The organism is Alloalcanivorax venustensis ISO4 (genome assembly GCF_015356855.1).
Classification (GTDB): Bacteria; Pseudomonadota; Gammaproteobacteria; order Pseudomonadales; family Alcanivoracaceae; genus Alloalcanivorax; species Alloalcanivorax venustensis.
The window spans coordinates 56,886-73,105 of sequence record NZ_ARXR01000005.1 but is presented as its reverse complement, the minus strand read 5'-3'; the positions used below and the strand labels follow the sequence as shown (position 1 = coordinate 73,105).

The following is a 16,220-nucleotide window of genomic DNA, read 5'->3' as shown; positions in this document are numbered from 1 at the left end:
TGTATAGCCGTTCTCAAGGCGCTTACAAAGCGCCGATTCACCCTGTAGCCGCGACACACCGCTGCTCCGTCAATGTCAGTCAACGCTTGTTCGCTAAGAATGCCGGGCTGTTGTGAAGCGAACCCTCCGGTTCGCGTCCGGAATTGCTGACGAGGGTGTGTTATGCCGACCTACAAGGCCCCCCTGCGCGATATGCGCTTTCTGATCAATGAAGTGTTCGACTTCGAGAGCCACTACAAGACGCTGCCCAACGGCGAGGAAGCCACGCCGGACATGGTGGAAGCGATCCTTGGCGAGCTGGCCAAGTTGTGCGAGAACACCATCGGTCCTCTCTACCACAGTGGCGATCACGAGAGCTGCAAGCTGGAAGACGGCCAGGTCACCACGCCCAAGGGCTATAAAGAAGCCTACCAGGAGTACGTGGCCGGCGGCTGGCAGGGCTTGTCCCACCCGGCGGAGTACGGCGGCCAGGGCCTGCCCATGTCGCTGGGCCTGTTCAAGCAGGAAATGATGGGCACCGCCAACTGGCCCTTCGCCATGTACCCGGGCCTGTCGCTGGGCGCCATGAACACCATTCAGCTGCACGGTGACGAGGATCAGAAAGCCACCTATCTGACGCCCCTCACCGAAGGCACCTGGGCGGGCACCATGTGCCTGACCGAGCCGCAGTGCGGCACCGACCTGGGTCAGGTGAAGACCAAGGCGGAGCCCCAGGCGGACGGCTCCTACAAGATCACCGGCACCAAGATCTTCATTTCCTCCGGCGACCACGATCTCACCGAGAACATCGTTCACATCGTGCTGGCCCGTCTGCCGGATGCGCCCAAGGGCACCAAGGGCATTTCCCTGTTCATCGTGCCCAAGTACCTGCCCGGCAAGATCGGCGAGAGCAACGGCGTGGTGTGCGGTTCCCTGGAAAAGAAGATGGGCATCAAGGCGTCCGCCACCTGCGTGATGAACTTCGACGAGGCCACCGGCTTTATGATCGGCGAAGAGAACAAGGGCCTGGAGTGCATGTTCACCTTCATGAACTCGGCGCGCATCGGCACCGCCTGCCAGGGCATCGCCCACGCCGAGCTGGCCTACCAGGGTTCACTGCCCTACGCCAAGGAACGCCGTTCCATGCGCGCCCTGTCCGGCAAGAAAGACCCGGACGCGGTGGCCGACGCCCTGATCCACCACGGTGACGTGCGCCGCATGCTGCTCAAGCAGAAAGCGATCGCCGAGGGCGGCCGGGCGATGATCTACTTCGCCGCCCAGTACGCGGACAACATGATCTCCGGGATGCTGGAAGACGATCAGGAAAAATACGATCGCTGGGACAGCGAGCTGGGCTTCCTGACGCCGATCCTGAAGGGCTTCCTCACCGAGAAGGGCCTGGAAGTGGCCAACGACGCCATGCAGATTTTCGGCGGCCACGGCTACATCAAGGAACACGGCATGGAGCAGATCGTGCGCGACGCGCGCATCGCCACGCTCTATGAGGGCACCACCGGCATTCAGGCCCTCGACCTGCTGGGCCGCAAGGTGCTGCTCTCCAGCCGCGGCAAGTGCGTCCGCGATTTCTCCAAGAAGCTGGTGGATTTCGGCACCAAGAACCTGCGCGACGGCCAGCTGCGTCCCTACGCCTGGAAGCTGCTGAAGATCGCCGCCGAGTGGAACTACCTGACCACCCGCATCATGCTCAACGCCGCCAAGGACCGGGAGATGGTCGGCACCGCCAGCCACGATTTCCTGATGTACTCAGGCTACGCGATGATGGCGTACTTCTGGGCGCTGCAGGCGAAAGTGGCGGCGGACAAGCTGGAGCACGGCGGCGCCGAGCCGAAGGAGTTCTACCAGGCCAAGCTGGCCACCGCGGAGTTCTTCTTCGAGCGCATGCTGCCCACCGCCAAGGGCCACGCGGAAGCGGCACTGAAACCCACCAAGAGCACCATGCAGCTGGCGCCGGAGCACTTCTCGTTCGACTACGAGTGATCCAGCCCGGCCAGCGGCAGCAGTTCGTCGAGACGGTCGATCACCAGATCGGCCTGATCGACGAACCGCTGGTTGCCGGGGTTGCGCAATAGACACGCGGCCATGCCCGCGTTGCGCGCGGCCTGCAGGTCGTAGACGAAATCCCCCACGTACACGCACGCCTCGGGCGGCACGCTCAATCGCCGGCTGAGCATCAACAGCCCCTCCGGATCCGGTTTCGGGGCACAATCCTCCCGCGTGAGAATGCAGTCCACCGCCAGATCCAGAATCTCGCCGGTGCGGGCCACCGCGGCCCGGCTGTTGCGGGTGAGGATGCCGGTGGGCACCCGCGCCCGCGCCAACCGTTGCAGCAGGGACTCGGCGCCGTCGATCCATTCGGCGGCGTCGGCGCCGCGCATCTCGAACTCGTGCAGGCGTTGGCGGCCCTGCTCGGCGCGGGCGGCGTCCTCCAGCCGGTCCAGGTACTCGAGCACGCCGATGCCCTCGGGCACGCCGACCTCGGCGCGGATGGCGGTGAAATCAAGCCGGGTGTCCGCCAGGGTGCCGTCCAGATCGAACAGCACGGCGGCGAACCGTTGGGGGGTCGCAGTCGTCATTCCGGCAGTCTGCGGCCGGCGCCCGCAAGGCGTCGTCAAGAAAAGACCCGGCGCTTCTCGAAGGTCTGCAGGGAGGCGTCGAGGAAATCCTCGATCACTTTCAGCAGCTGCGGCGACATGGTGATGCGCCGCCGGCGGCGGTCCTGGTCGTCCACGGTCTCGTCCAGCAGGCCCTTCTCGATGGCGGTCTGCACGTACTTCACCGCGGTGCGGTGGCTGACCTTGGGCATGAAACGGTAGAGCTCGGTTTTGGTGAACGCCCGGTCCCGGGCCAGCCACATGCGGGTGAAAAGATCGGAATAGTTCAGATCGTAGAACACCTCATCACCGAACAGGGCGCCCCAGTGGGCGTCGGATTCCTGCAAGGCGATCACAAAGGCGCGGCGACGACGGTCGGCGTATTTTTTTGGCATTAGGGCCCTTCCCGTTCCGTTGAATCGCCGATGATAACGGAAAGCGGGAAGGGTCTCGACGCCGGATCAGGCGCGGCGGCGGCGCCCGGCGGCCAACACCAGGGCCAGCCACAGCCAGCCCAGGCCGCCGCCCCCGCCGCTGTCGTCGTCGGCCGGTGGGGCCGCCTCGCCGTCGTCGGCGGTGAGGTTCAGGTCGACGTGCAGCGGGTCGTGGTCGGACGACCGGTAGGCATCGGCGGCGAAGAAGTCGTCGATCTGCTGATCGCTTTTGAAGTCCTGGTTGTAATCCAGCGCCCGGGGTTCGTCCGCGTTGATGTGCCAGGCGCCGGCGTCGACCACCCGGGCATCCAGGGACGGGCTGGCCAGGGCGTGATCCAGATGTCCGGTTTCGCCGTCGAAGATGTAGCTGTAGGCCTGGTCGCCCTGGAAGCGGGTGAGCAGATCCACGAAGCCCTGGTCCTGGAAGGCCCGCACCGGGTCTTCCAGGGCATAGGCGTTCAGGTCGCCGAGCACCAGAACATCCTCGTCCGCCACCCCGGTGGGCTGCCCGGCCAGCCAGGCGAGCTGGTCCTCGGCGGCCTGGGTGCGCTCCGCGTTCCAGCAGCTCTGGCCATCGTCCTGGGCCGCGTTGACGCCGTCGTCCGGACAACTGCCCTTGGACTTGAAGTGGTTCACCACCAGCGTCAGCACTTGGTCGTTGTTGAGCAGGCGGAAGCTCTGCGCCAGCGGCTGGCGGTTGGTCTCGTTGCCGAAGGCACCGGTGTCCAGGGTCGCCGCCTCGCCGGCCTCGGCCACCACATCATCGCGGTAGAGCAGCCCCACGGCGATGGCGTCGCTGCCCAGCCCGGCCTCGCCGTGGGCCACGAAGCGCCACGCCGGCCCCAGGGCCTCGGCCAGTTCGGCGATCGCCGAATCCGGTCCGTAGCCGTCGTTCTCGATTTCCATCAGACCGATGATGTCCGCGTCCAGGGCGGTGAGCGCCGCCACCAGCTTGGCTTTCTGGCGCGCCAGCTCCTCGGCGTTGTCGGCGCCGCGGGCGGTGGGGAAGCCGCCGCCCTGGCCGTCGCCGTTAAAGAAGTTAAGCACGTTGAAGGCGGCCACCCGCAGGTTGCTGCCCGGCGCCCGGGGCGGCGCCGCCGGGCGCGGGTTGGCGGCGCGGAAGGTGATTTCGTCCACCGGCTGCAGCCGCCACTCTTCAAAGCTGTAGCTGACAACGGCGTGGAAGTCCGGGTCGACCCGGTCACCCACCCTCAAGGTATTGGTGGCGGCAAGACCGCCCTCGGGATAGCGCACCGGCTCCGGGTTCTGGATGTTGAGGCCGTCATCAAGAACGATACTGCCCAGGGCGTTGCGGTCCGCCACCGCCTTCGCCGGGGCGCCCGGTTCCGCCACCTGGGTGGGGATCCACTGGCGCTCTTCGGCGAGCACCACGCTGCCGAAACGCGCCAGATCATAGACCTCGGTGACGGTGAGCGTCTGGCTGACATTCACCAGCATGCCTTCCAGGGCTTCCGGGGCGCTCCAATCGGCGAACGGCAGCGTGAAGGCGACCGGCTCCAGGGTTTGCTCCACCGCGCAGACCAGCGGCTCCCCCTGCAGACTCACCTGGGTCTGCTCGAAGTATTCGCCGGCGGTGCCCGCCAGCCGGACCCGCTCACCGGGGTTCACCGCCGCGTCGGGGGCGTACACGAACAGGCCTTCCGAGGTGGCCGGGTTGTCGTCCCGGTCGGCGACCGGTTCCATCAGGAAGAAGCCGTCCAGGTCCGGGTAGACGGCGCTGACCACGGATTCCACCACCACGGTTTCGCCGTCCAGGGGGGTGCTGGCGCCACTGCCCTGCACCACCGACAGCGGTGTGTCGGCGTCGCCGCAGGCGCCCAGCGCCGGGGGCGGATCGCCGCCGTCGTCGCCACCGTCACCGGCCCCTTCGCCATACACGCCCAGGCCGTCCAGGGTATCCTCGGGAAAGGCCCGCCACTGGTCGGCGGGGTCGAAGGCGTCATCGATCACGGTATCGCCGGTGGTGACGGTTTCCAGCCGGCGCAGGGTCTGGTTGACGGTGGTGGTGTCGCCGCTGCCCCAGGCGCTGCCCGGGTCCTCGCCGACACGGCCGAAGCTGTCGACCACGCCGTCGGCGTCGCGCAGCACATAGGCGTCATCGCCGTTGTGGCTGATCACGCCGCTGCTGATATCGCCAAGCCCGTTCAGCGGCGCGCCGGCCTGGCTGCTGACGATCACCAATACCGCCCCGGCCGCCAGGCTCTCGCCGTCCAGCTCGAGCACGCCGGAGGCGTCGGTGCCGCCGTTGGAGTAGCGTTCCAGGCGGTAGCCGTCCAGGCTGACGGTGTCGGCGCCGCCGTTATACAGCTCCAGGGCCTTGTTAAAGCCGCTGCCTTCCACATACTCACTGATCAGAACGTCCGCGTGAACGCCACCGGCCACCAAGGTGCCGGCGATTACCCAGGATAACGCCTTCATGTCTGGCTCCGCCTTTGGATGTCGGTCTCAGACTGGGGAACGGGTATGACCGGCGGGTGGCGAGACCATGGCAGATATCTTGCAACCCATGATTTTACGAGCATTACCCGAACCTCCAAGGTACCTTGGAACTCTTACAAGGAAGGCACAGTCAGGCCGGAAAGGCTCTGCTAATATGAAAGCAATCACCACTTTCCATAATAAAAAGGGGATGGCATGAAAACGTTGAGTCCCGTGGATCAACTGTTTCTGTATTTGGAGAAACGCCAGCAGCCGATGCATGTGGCGGGACTGCAGTTGTTTTCATTTCCGGAGGGCGCCGGCCCCAAGTACGTCAGCGAGCTGGCGCGCTCGATCCGCGAGTATTCCTCGCCGGAACCGCCCTTCAACCAGCGCCTGACCCGCCGCTTCGGCCAGTACCAGTGGATGGAAGACCAGCAGTTCGACATGGATCACCATTTCCGCCATGAAGCGCTGCCCAAACCCGGTCGCATCCGTGAGCTGCTGTCGCTGGTGTCCGCGGAGCACTCCAACCTGCTGGACCGGGAGCGGCCACTATGGGAAGCCCATCTGATCGAGGGCATCCGCGGCCGTCAGTTCGCGCTGTATACCAAGGTGCACCACTCGGTGGTGGACGGTATCTCCGCCATGCGCATGGGCATGCGCGCGCTGTCGCCGGACCCGGAAGAGCGGGATCTGCCGCCGGTGTGGGCCTACAAGCCGAAGAAGCGCGGCCGGGGCCTGCCCAGCAACCCGGTGGACGCGGTCAGCAGCCTGGCCCGTCTGACCACTGGCGCCAGCCGCCAGATCGCCACGGTGCCGGCGCTCGCCCGGGAGATCTACAGCGTTACCCAGAAGGCCAAGGACGACCCCAATTTCGTTTCCATCTTCCAGGCCCCGGACACCATTCTGAACCAGTGCATCACCGGGTCCCGGCGGTTCGCGGCGCAGAGTTATTCGCTGGATCGCCTCAAGCGTTTGTCCGGCGCCTTTAACTGCACCCTCAACGATGTGGTGCTGAGCATGTGCGGGCACGCGCTGCGGGAATACCTGATCAGCCAGAACGCCCTGCCCGACCGCCCGCTGATCGCCATGGTGCCGATGTCCCTGCGCAAGGACGACAGCGCCGGCGGCAACCAGATCGCGATGATCCTCGCCAACCTGGGCACGCACATCTGCGACCCGGCCAACCGTCTGCGTGTGGTGCAGGCGTCGGTGCGCGAGGCGAAGAAGCGTTTCTCGCAAATGAGCCCGGAAGAAATTCTTAATTTCACCGCGCTCAGCATGGCGCCCACCGGCTTGAATCTGCTCACCGGCCTGGCGCCGAAATGGCGTGCCTTCAACGTGATTATTTCCAACGTGCCGGGGCCGCGCGAGCCGCTGTACTGGAACGGTGCGCGGCTGGAGGGCATGTACCCGGTGTCCATCGTGCTGGACCGCATCGCCTTGAACATGACGCTGACCAGTTACCGGGGTCAGATCGAATTCGGGCTGATTGCCTGCCGCCGGACACTGCCGTCCATGCAGCGTCTGCTGGATTATCTGGAGCAATCGATACGCGAACTGGAGATCGCCGCCGGGTTCAAATAAGCCCGGCGCGACGCCGGCCGCGTTTAACAAAAAAAGGCTTGGAACGGCGCAAAAAAGGGTAGTAAAGTCAAATTGCTGCAGATTTGGCAGTGGTTGGTTTTGGTAGTTGCCTTCCTTCGCGTGAAGCCCAAGAAGTCTCCGAACACCCCCTCCTGGTTTGCAAGCAACACCCTATGTTCAGTTTTTTCGAGGTATTGATTCAATGGCTACTGGTACCGTGAAATGGTTCAACGAATCCAAGGGTTTCGGCTTTATTTCCCAGGATGACGGTGGCGCGGATGTGTTCGTGCATTTCAGCGCGATCAACGGCTCGGGCTTCCGCACTCTGGCGGAAGGTCAGAAAGTCACTTTCGACATTCAGCAAGGTCCCAAGGGACCGCAGGCCGCGAACGTCGTCGGCGAATAAGACGACCTCAACGTCCGGGAAGAACCCCGCTTCATGCGGGGTTTTTTCTTGCCCGCCAAAAACGGAACCAGGAACCAGACCATGACCACCACGCTGTACGGGGCCGAAGTCAGTTACTTCACCGGAAAAGTCCGCGCCTACCTGCGCTGGGCCGCGATACCGTTCGAGGAGGTACTCTCCACCGCCGACGTCTACCGCCAGGTGATCGTGCCGGCGGTGGGCGCGCCGGTGATCCCGGTGCTGCGCGATGGGAACGGTCGCATCCTCCAGGACAGCACGGTGATCATCGAAACCCTGGAACCGGCGCGAACCGACGACGGCCCGACGCTGCACCCGGCCACGCCGTTGCGCAAGCTGGTGGCGCTGATGCTGGAAGCCTACGGGGACGAGTGGCTGGTGATTCCGGCCATGCATTACCGGTGGTTCTACGACCGCGACTGGGCGATGGCGGAATTCGGCGCCATGAACGCCCCCGACGAGTCCGCGGAAAACCAGCTGGCCATCGGCCAGAAACTGGCGGTGCCGTTCTCCAAGGCGGCCACCCTGCTGGGCGCCACCGAGGACATGGTGCCCGCGGTGGAGACCGCCTACGAGAACCTGCTCGCCGAGCTGGACGCCCATTTCGCCGAGCACCCGGCCCTGCTGGGCAGCCAGGCGACGATCGCGGATTTCGGCCTGATCGGGCCGCTCTACGCCCACCTGTACCGCGACCCCACGGCCGGCAAACTGATGCGCGAACGGGCGCCGAACGTGGCACGCTGGGTGGAGCAATTGCATTTCGAGCCCGGCGGCCTGCGCGCCCCGCTGGACGACAACGACCGCATCCCGGAAACCCTGCTGCCGGTGCTCAAGCGCCTGGCCAGGGAAATGTTGCCGGCGATGGTGGACGTGGCCCATCACGTGCGCGCCTGGATGGCGGAACACCCCGGCGAGACCCTGCCCCGGGCGCTGGGCAGTCACGCCTTTACCCTGGAGGGCCGCGAAGGCAGCCGTATCATCCGCCCCTACAGCCTGTGGATGATCCAGCGGGTGCGCGACCACCTGAACGGCCTGGACGCGGACAGCCGCCGCCGGGCGGATACGTTCCTGCGCGATATCGGCGCCGAGGCGCTGATCGACTTCCCGGACCCGCCGCGCCTGGCCCAGCACAAGCTCACCGTGCGCCCGGCCTGACGCCGGGCTAGATAATGCCCTGTCCCAGCATCGCCCGCGCCACGCGCTGGAAGCCGGCGACACTGGCGCCGGTGAGATAGTCCGGACGGGTGTCATCGCCGCCATGTTCCAGACATTGGCGGTGGATGCGCTCCATGATGTCGCGCAACCGCCGGTCCACCTCGCCGGCGGACCAGGATTCCCGGCGGCTGTTCTGGCTCATTTCCAGGCCGCTCACCGCCACGCCGCCCGCGTTGGCCGCCTTACCCGGCGCGTAGAACACCTCGCTGTCCTGGAACACCGCCACCGCCGCCGCGGTGCACGGCATATTGGCACCTTCCGCCAGCCACCGGCAGCCGTTGTCCAGCAGTCGCCGGGCGTCGTCTTCATCCAGTTCGTTCTCGGTGGCGCAGGGCAGCGCCACCTCACAGTCGAACCGCCAGGGGCGCTCACCCTGATAATGATCGACGTCGTCAAAGTCGTCGGCGAGCCGGTCCAGGCCGCCGCCGTCCGCCTTGATGCGGGCGACCGCCTCGAGATGTTTTTCATCCAGGCCCTTACCGGCGTGCACGGTGCCACGGGAATCGGACAGGGTGACCACGGTGGCGCCTTCCTCGAGCGCCTTGGCGGCGGCGTGCCGGGCCACGTTGCCGGCGCCGGACACCGCCACGGTCTTGTCGCTCAGGCTTTCGTTCTGGTGCGTCAGCATGCTCTGCAGGAAGTAGATCAAACCGTAGCCGGTGGCTTCCGGCCGCAGGACACTGCCGCCGAAATCCAGGCTTTTGCCGGTAAACGCGCCGCCGAAGGAACGAGAAAGTTTGCGGTACATGCCGAACAGATAGCCCACAAGGGTAAAACCTCAGCCGTCCAGGCGCCGCTTGCGGGCCGGCCAGTCCGGCATCCGGCGGTCCATCAAGGCGTGGAAGGCGGGGCCGTGGTGCATGTATTCCAGATGGCAAAGCTCGTGCATCACCACATAGTCGATCACCGCCGGCGGGTACTGCATCAGTGCCAGGCTCAGGTTGATGTAGCCGCGCCGGGACAACGAGCCCCAGCGGCTGCGCATCTTTTTCACCCGCAGCACCGGCAGCCGGTGGCCCCGTTCCGCGAACCAGGGAAACTGCCGTTCGATGCTCTCCTGGAAGCGGGTCCGCGCCAGCCCGCGCCACCACTCGTGCACGGCGTGGCTGACGGCGGCTTCGTCGTGGGGGTCGGGCACGCCCACGTGGAGTTCGTCGCCGTGGCGTGCCACCCGCGCCCTGGCGGCGGCGGCGACGCGCAGGGTGAGCGGCTCACCCAGGTACTGGCAGGGGTCGCCGTCGCGCCAGCGCACCCGGGGCCGGGCCGCCATGCGTTGCTGCTGATCACGGATCCAGTCCCGGCGTGAGTCCACGAAGGCTTCCACCCGGTAGGCAGCCAGTTTTAGTGGAGCGCGCACCTGCACACTGCCGTCCACGCGCACCCGCACTTCCAGAGAGCGCCGCCGGCTGCGCACCAGTTCGTATTCAAGAGGCGGGGGACTGTCGCGGTGCACCGGGCAGCTCCTGTTCCAATTGATGTTTCACGGCGTCGGCGGATTTGGCGTAGGGCGCCAGCCAGGCGTACAGCACCGGAATAATAAACAGGGTGAGCACGGTGGCGAACAACAGACCACCGAGAATCACCACGCCGATGGTGATGCGGCTTTCCGCGCCGGCGCCGGTGGCCAGCACCAAAGGCACGGCGCCGAAGATGGTCGACACCCCGGTCATCAACACCGGCCGGAAGCGGATGATGGCGCCCTGGTAGGCCGCCTCGGCCACGCTGTAACCCTGATCCCGAAGCTGGTTGGCGAACTCGACGATCAGAATGCCGTTCTTCGCCATCAGGCCGAGCAGCATGATCATACCGATCTGGCTGTAGATGTTCAGGCTGTTGCCGGTGACCCGCAGCGCCAGAATCGCGCCGGCGATGGCCAGCGGCACCGTGAGCATGATGATCAGCGGGTGGATCCAGCTTTCGAATTGCGCCGCCAGCACCAGGAAGACGATCAGCAGGGCCAGCCCGAAGGTGATGAAGATCGCCGACGACGCCTCGGTGAATTCCTCCGCCATGCCCTTGTAGCTGAGGCGCGCTTCCAGCGGCAGAGTGTCGTTGACGGTCTGCTCCACGAAGTCGATGGCGCGGCCCAGGTCGTAGCCTTCGGCCATGTTGGCGGACAGGGTGATCGCCGGCAGCCGGTCCACCCGGCGCAGTTCCGGCGAGGCGCCCACGGTTTTCAGATCCACCACGCTGGACAGCGGCACCAGCTCGCCGGCGTCGGTGCGCACGTAAATCGGATTAACGTCGTCGGGCACCCGCGCTTCGCTTTCGTTAGCTTCCAGCAGCACATCGTACTCGCGGCCCCGATCCACATAGGTGGAGGCCTGCAGGGTGGCGAACATGGCCTGCAGGGTCTGGCCCACGTCCTCGGCGGACAGGCCGAAGTCCGCCGCCCGCTCCCGGTTCAGTTCCACGTTCAGTTGCGGCTGGGTTTCCTCGTAGTTGGTATCCACGCTGAGCAGGTTGGGGTTGTCCTCCATGGAGGCCATCACCGATTCGCTCCAGCGCTGCACCGATTCGTAGTCCGGCCCGCCGATCACCACTTCAAGCTGCTGGTTGAAGGCGCTCTGCCCCAGGCCCGGCGGGTTCACCGCGAACGCGCGCAGGCCCGCCACCTGGCCCAGCTCGCCGCGCAGTTGCTGGACGATCTCCTGCTGGCTGCGCTGGCGCTCGCCCCAGGGTTTGAGCCGGGTGATCATAAAGGCGTTTTCCGGCTGCCCCCGGAAGCCGACGATGGACAGCACCCGCTCGGCCTCGCCGTTGTCCACCAACGGCTGCATCAGGGCTTCCACCTCCTTGATGTGGTGGGTGGTGTAGTCCGCGGTGGCGCCCTGGGGCGCGGTGGCCGGCACGATGAACACGCCCCGGTCCTCGGTGGGCGCCAGCTCCCGGGGCACACCGGTGTACGCCAGGCCGGCCAGCACACAGATCAGCGCCGCCACGCCCAGCACCGGCCAGGGGTTGGCCAGGCAACGCTTCAGGCCCCTGGCGTAGCCACCGTTAAGACGGGCCAGACCCCGCTCGAGCAGGTGTTTGTTTTCATCTTCCTTGCGGTGGCGGTGCAGCCAGCGCGAGCACAGCATCGGCGCCAGGCTGAGCGCCACCACGCTGGAAATCACCACCGCCGCCGCCAGGGTGAAGCCGAACTCGCCGAACAGCCGCCCCACGTCGCCGCCCATGAACGAAATCGGCACGAACACCGCCACCAGGGTGAGGGTGGTGGCTACCACCGCGAACGCCACCTGGCGTGCCCCCAGGTAGGCGGCCACCAGTCGGGATTCGCCTTCGTCGATACGGCGTTGAATGTTCTCCAGCATGACGATGGCGTCGTCGACCACCAGGCCGATGGCGAGGATCAGCGCCAGCAGGGTGAGCACGTTGATGGAGAAGTCCAACGCCCCCAGGCCCATGAAGGCGCCGATCACCGACACCGGAATAGTGACGGCCGGGATCAGGGTGGCGCGCAGGTTGCCCAGGAACGCGAAGATCACCAGGATCACCAGGGTCATGGACAGGCCCAGGGTGATCAGCACTTCCCGGATGGAGGCGCGGATAAACAGGGATTCGTCGTAATTGACGTCCAGCGCGATGTCGGCGGGCAGGTTCTCGCGGATCCGCTCGATCTCGGCGCGCACGTTGTCCGAGACCGACACGGTGTTGGCCTTGGATTGGCGGATAATGCCCAGGCCCACGGCGGTCTCGCCGTTGGCGCGCAGCTCGGTGTCGTCGTTCTCGACCCCCAGCTCCACCCGCGCCACGTCGCCCACCCGCAACTGGTAGCTGCCCTGCTGACGCAGCACCAGATCGCGGAATTCCTCCACGGTGGCGAGCCGGTTGTCGGCGCGTACCGTGAAGCTGCGGCTGTCGGACTCCAGGCGTCCGGCGGGCAGCTCCACGTTATTGGCGCGCAGCGCCGTGGCGATGTCGTTGACCGCGATGCCGTTGGCGGCCATGCGCTGGCGGTCCAGCCAGACCCGCATGGCGTAGCGGCGCTCGCCGCCGATGTTCACCTCGGACACGCCGTCGAGCACCGCGAAGCGGTCCACCAGGCTGCGTTCGGCGAAGTCGGTGAGTTCCTGGGTGGCCAGGGTATCGCTGCTGAGCGTCACCCAGATGATCGGCCGGGCGTCGGAGTCGCTCTTCGCGATCACCGGCGCTTCGGCTTCTTCAGGGAGCTGATTGATGATGCGGGAAACGGCGTCGCGCACGTCGTTGGCGGCGATATCCAGGTCCCGGTCCAGATCGAACTCCACCGAGGTGCGCGCCGAGCCCAGCCGCGAGCGGGACTCTATACGGCTGACGCCCTCGACGCCGGCGATGGCCCCTTCCACCACCTGGATGATCTGGGTATCCAGCACCTCCGGGGCGGCGCCTTCGTAGGTGACTTCCACGGACACCTGGGGCGGGTCGATATCGGGATATTCGCGGATCGGCAGCTTCATCAGCGCGCTGATGCCGAAAACCACGATCAACAGGCTGACCACGGTGGCGAAGACCGGCCGTTTGACCGACACATCGCTGAGTACCATCAGGCCGGCTCCTCCAGGAGCGCGCGCTGGGAGGGCATCAGAGCCCCCTCATCCTCGACCACCTTGACCGGGGCGCCGCTGCCGAGGCGGCTGTGGCCGTTGACGATCACCGGTTGCCCCTGGTCCAGGCCGGCGGTGATTTCCACCCAGCCGTCCCGACGCCCGCCCAGACTCACCGGCAGCCGCTCGGCGACGTCGTCGTTGCTCACGGTGAACACGTAGCTCTGCGCGCCCTGGGAGATCACCGCCTGTTCGGGCACCAGCAGCGCCGGATGCTCCGCCAGCAACACCGACACCTGCAGGAACTGGCCCGGACGCAACAGGGAGTCGGCGTTATCCAGCAGGGCCTTCACCGTGAGGCTGCGGCTGGCGGCCTCCACCCGGCTGTCGAGCAGGGCGATCTTGCCGCGAAATACCTTGTCCGGGTAGGCGTCGCTGGTGACTTCCACGGTCAGATCGGGGCGGATCCGGGACAGGTAACGTTCCGGCACCTGAAAGTTCACCTCCAGGTTGCGCACGCTGTCCAGGGTGGTGACCGGCGCCCCCACTTGCAAAAAGGCCCCTTCGTCCACCTGGCGCAGCCCCACCACGCCGTCGAACGGCGCGCGCAGTGAGTGGTCCTCGAGCGCCACGCGGCTGGCTTCCATGATGGCCCGGGCGGACTCCATGGTGGTTTTCAGGTTGGCGACTTCCGCTTCGGAAATGGCGCTGCCGCCGACCAGCCTTGATGCACGCTGGTAATCGGAGAGCGCGCGCTGGTAGTCGGCGCGGGTGCGGTCGGTCTCGGCGCGGGCGGCGCGGGCATCCAGGGTCACCAGCAGGTCGCCGGCCTCCACGTCCTGGCTCTCCTGGAAATGGATCTTGTCGACGCGGCCGTCCACCTGGGTGACCAGAACAATGGCACGGGTGGCGCGGGCGGTGCCGACCACTTCCAGGTTATCGCTCAGCGGCCGGCTGATGGCGGGGACCACGTTCACCGTCGTGGGAGGACGCTGCGGCGCGGCGGCGCTTTCCCCATCACTCAGCCACCACCAACCCACGGCGGCCATCACGGCGATCACCGCCAGGCCCGCGATCACTCGCAACATTATTCTACTCCAGGCTCACAGGCACCCCGGTGCCTGTTGAGGCCGGCCCGGCTTAAGGTGCGCTCGGTTTATCATTAGGATATCGGCCCGTCCCTGGCCGGGCCCACGCGCGAACGCCCCGGGCCTGCCAGGTAACAGACCCGGTCCGGTGAGCGTGGTTCCCGCAGCCTACACGGTTTCCGCTTCTGGCAGGGTGAAAATTCGGATCAACGGGAAGGAAAAACGGGCCGGCGGACGCCGGCCCGGGCAGGGGGTGTCACACCATTTCGGCGCGCATCTTCTTCTTGTCCAGTTTGCCCACCGAGGTGCGGGGCAGCTCGTCCACGAACACCACCCGGTCGGGGATGCCGTAGCGGCTGATCACGCCCTTGTCGGCGTACTGGCTGACCAGTTCCTTGATCGCGTCTTCGTCCACTTCACCGCCCTTGACCACCAGGGCCACCGGGCGCTCGCCCCATTTCTGGTCCTCCACGCCGACCACCGCGCATTCGGCCACGCCGTCGTGCTGCAGAATCAGCCCTTCCAGATCCAGGGAAGAGATCCACTCGCCGCCGGTCTTGATCACGTCCTTGATACGGTCGGTGATCTTGAGCCAGCCGTCGGCGTCGATCACGCCGATGTCCCCGGTGTGCATCCAGCCGCCGTGCCACAGCTTCTTGGAGTTGTCCTCGTCCTTCAGGTAACCCTGGGTCAGCCAGGGCGCGCGCAGCACCAGCTCGCCCTGGGTTTTACCGTCGCGGGGTACTTCGTTCATGTTGTCGTCGACGATCCGCATCTGCGCCATGGGCACCGGGCGGCCGGTGCGGGTGCGGTAGTCCACCTGGGTTTCCAGGTCCGCGTCTTCCAGCTCCGGGGGCAGCAACGCCAGGGAAATCAGCGGGCAGGTTTCGCTCATGCCGTAACCGGTGTAGATGTCGATGCCGCGCTCCAGCGCGCCCTTGGCCAGGGACTTGGGCAGCGCCGAGCCGCCGATGATCACCTTCCAGCCTTTCAGGTCCACGTTCTTGGCGGCCTCGGCCTGCAGCAGCATCTGGATGATGGTGGGCACGCAGTGGGAGAAGGTGACTTTCTCGGTGACCAGCAGCTTGAGCAGGGTCTCCGGCAGGTAGCGGCCCGGGTACACCTGCTTGACGCCCAGCAGCGTCGCCACATAGGGCACGCCCCAGGCGTGCACGTGGAACATGGGCGTGATCGGCATGTAGACGTCGTCCTGGTTGAAGCGTCCATGCCCGGAACCGGACAGCGCGGCGCGGCCGGCGAAGGTGTGCAGCACCAGCTGCCGGTGGGAGAAGTACACGCCCTTGGGCAGGCCGGTGGTGCCGGTGGTGTAGAAGGTGGTGGCGCGGGTGTTTTCGTCCAGCTCCGGGAAATCGAATTCAGCCGGGGCCTGTTGCAGCAGGGCTTCGTACTCGCCGGCGATGTCCAGTTGGGAATCCAGGTTGCCGCCTTCGTCGTCCAGCAGCACGTAGCGTTTGACGGTTTCGATGCGGTCTTTCAGCTCCTCGAGAACCGGCAGAAACTCCCGGTTCACCAGAATCACGTCGTCCTCGGCGTGGTTCAGGGTGTAGAGAATCTGTTCCGGGCTCAGGCGCACGTTCACCGTGTGCAGCACCGCGCCCATCATCGGGATGGCGAAGAACGCTTCCAGGTAACGGTGGGTGTCCCAGTCCATCACCGCCACGGTGTCGCCGGGCTTGACCCCGCACTCCGCCAGCGCGCCGGCGAGCCGGTTGACCCGCTCTTCCAGATCCCGGTAGCTCATGCGACGCTGGTCCGCGTAGACAATCTCCTGCTCGGGAGCGTTACGCACGCCGGATTCCAGAATGCTGTTGATCACCAGCGGCGATTCCACCGCTTCGGCGGTGCGCTGAATGGTCAGGTCGTTACTCATTGCTCTCTCCATCACCAAA

General features: G+C 65.9%; 12 protein-coding genes. 4 read left to right on the top strand and 8 right to left on the bottom strand.

What is annotated here, in order from left to right; genetic code table 11:
* Window positions 1–162: 162 nt before the first annotated feature.
* Entirely contained in the window at window positions 163–1,977 is a 1,815-nt protein-coding gene (locus ISO4_RS04455) for an acyl-CoA dehydrogenase C-terminal domain-containing protein (protein ID WP_142947978.1), read from the top strand.
* Here ISO4_RS04455 and ISO4_RS04450 read toward each other — a convergent pair.
* From ISO4_RS04450 to ISO4_RS04440, 3 genes are all read right to left on the bottom strand, one after another.
* The gene (locus ISO4_RS04450; protein ID WP_194855299.1) at window positions 1,968–2,573 is read right to left on the bottom strand and encodes an HAD family hydrolase; all 606 of its coding nucleotides are present in this window, start codon (window positions 2,571–2,573) and stop codon (window positions 1,968–1,970) included. The two genes, ISO4_RS04455 and ISO4_RS04450, sit on opposite strands and share 10 nt — an antisense overlap.
* Before the next feature lie 35 nt (window positions 2,574–2,608).
* A complete protein-coding gene (locus ISO4_RS04445) occupies window positions 2,609–2,986 on the bottom strand; it encodes a MarR family transcriptional regulator (RefSeq protein ID WP_228547914.1) in 378 nt (125 codons plus the stop codon).
* A 66-nt stretch (window positions 2,987–3,052) separates the two neighbouring features.
* Complete coding sequence (locus ISO4_RS04440) at window positions 3,053–5,464, bottom strand: ExeM/NucH family extracellular endonuclease (protein ID WP_194855298.1); 2,412 nt, start codon at window positions 5,462–5,464, stop codon at window positions 3,053–3,055.
* A 216-nt stretch (window positions 5,465–5,680) separates the two neighbouring features.
* On the opposite strand from ISO4_RS04440, the gene ISO4_RS04435 reads away from it, so the two are divergent.
* From ISO4_RS04435 to ISO4_RS04425, 3 genes are all read left to right on the top strand, one after another.
* Window positions 5,681–7,054 carry a WS/DGAT/MGAT family O-acyltransferase gene (locus tag ISO4_RS04435; RefSeq protein ID WP_142947975.1) on the top strand — a complete coding sequence of 458 codons (1,374 nt, stop codon included), beginning with the start codon at window positions 5,681–5,683 and terminating at the stop codon, window positions 7,052–7,054.
* A 202-nt stretch (window positions 7,055–7,256) separates the two neighbouring features.
* On the top strand, window positions 7,257–7,460 hold the full coding sequence (gene cspE / locus ISO4_RS04430) for a transcription antiterminator/RNA stability regulator CspE (RefSeq protein WP_142947974.1): 204 nt from the start codon (window positions 7,257–7,259) through the stop codon (window positions 7,458–7,460).
* 81 nt (window positions 7,461–7,541) lie between these two features.
* Window positions 7,542–8,633 (top strand): glutathione S-transferase, encoded by a 1,092-nt coding sequence (locus tag ISO4_RS04425; protein WP_194855297.1) that lies wholly within the window; start codon window positions 7,542–7,544, stop codon window positions 8,631–8,633.
* 7 nt (window positions 8,634–8,640) lie between these two features.
* Here ISO4_RS04425 and ISO4_RS04420 read toward each other — a convergent pair whose 3' ends face one another.
* From ISO4_RS04420 to ISO4_RS04400, 5 genes are all read right to left on the bottom strand, one after another.
* Window positions 8,641–9,459 carry a dehydrogenase family protein gene (locus tag ISO4_RS04420; protein ID WP_323745333.1) on the bottom strand — a complete coding sequence of 273 codons (819 nt, stop codon included), beginning with the start codon at window positions 9,457–9,459 and terminating at the stop codon, window positions 8,641–8,643.
* A gap of 12 nt (window positions 9,460–9,471) precedes the next feature.
* Window positions 9,472–10,146, bottom strand: a complete 675-nt coding sequence (locus tag ISO4_RS04415) for a M48 family metallopeptidase (protein ID WP_142947971.1) — start codon at window positions 10,144–10,146, stop codon at window positions 9,472–9,474.
* On the bottom strand, window positions 10,118–13,222 hold the full coding sequence (locus ISO4_RS04410; RefSeq protein WP_194855296.1) for an efflux RND transporter permease subunit: 3,105 nt from the start codon (window positions 13,220–13,222) through the stop codon (window positions 10,118–10,120). Before ISO4_RS04410 ends, ISO4_RS04415 begins: the two co-directional genes overlap by 29 nt.
* Window positions 13,222–14,310 (bottom strand): efflux RND transporter periplasmic adaptor subunit, encoded by a 1,089-nt coding sequence (locus ISO4_RS04405; protein WP_194855295.1) that lies wholly within the window; start codon window positions 14,308–14,310, stop codon window positions 13,222–13,224. Before ISO4_RS04405 ends, ISO4_RS04410 begins: the two co-directional genes overlap by 1 nt.
* 256 nt (window positions 14,311–14,566) lie before the next feature.
* On the bottom strand, window positions 14,567–16,201 hold the full coding sequence (locus tag ISO4_RS04400; RefSeq protein ID WP_067606278.1) for a fatty acid--CoA ligase: 1,635 nt from the start codon (window positions 16,199–16,201) through the stop codon (window positions 14,567–14,569).
* Between the last annotated feature and the right edge of the window lie 19 nt (window positions 16,202–16,220).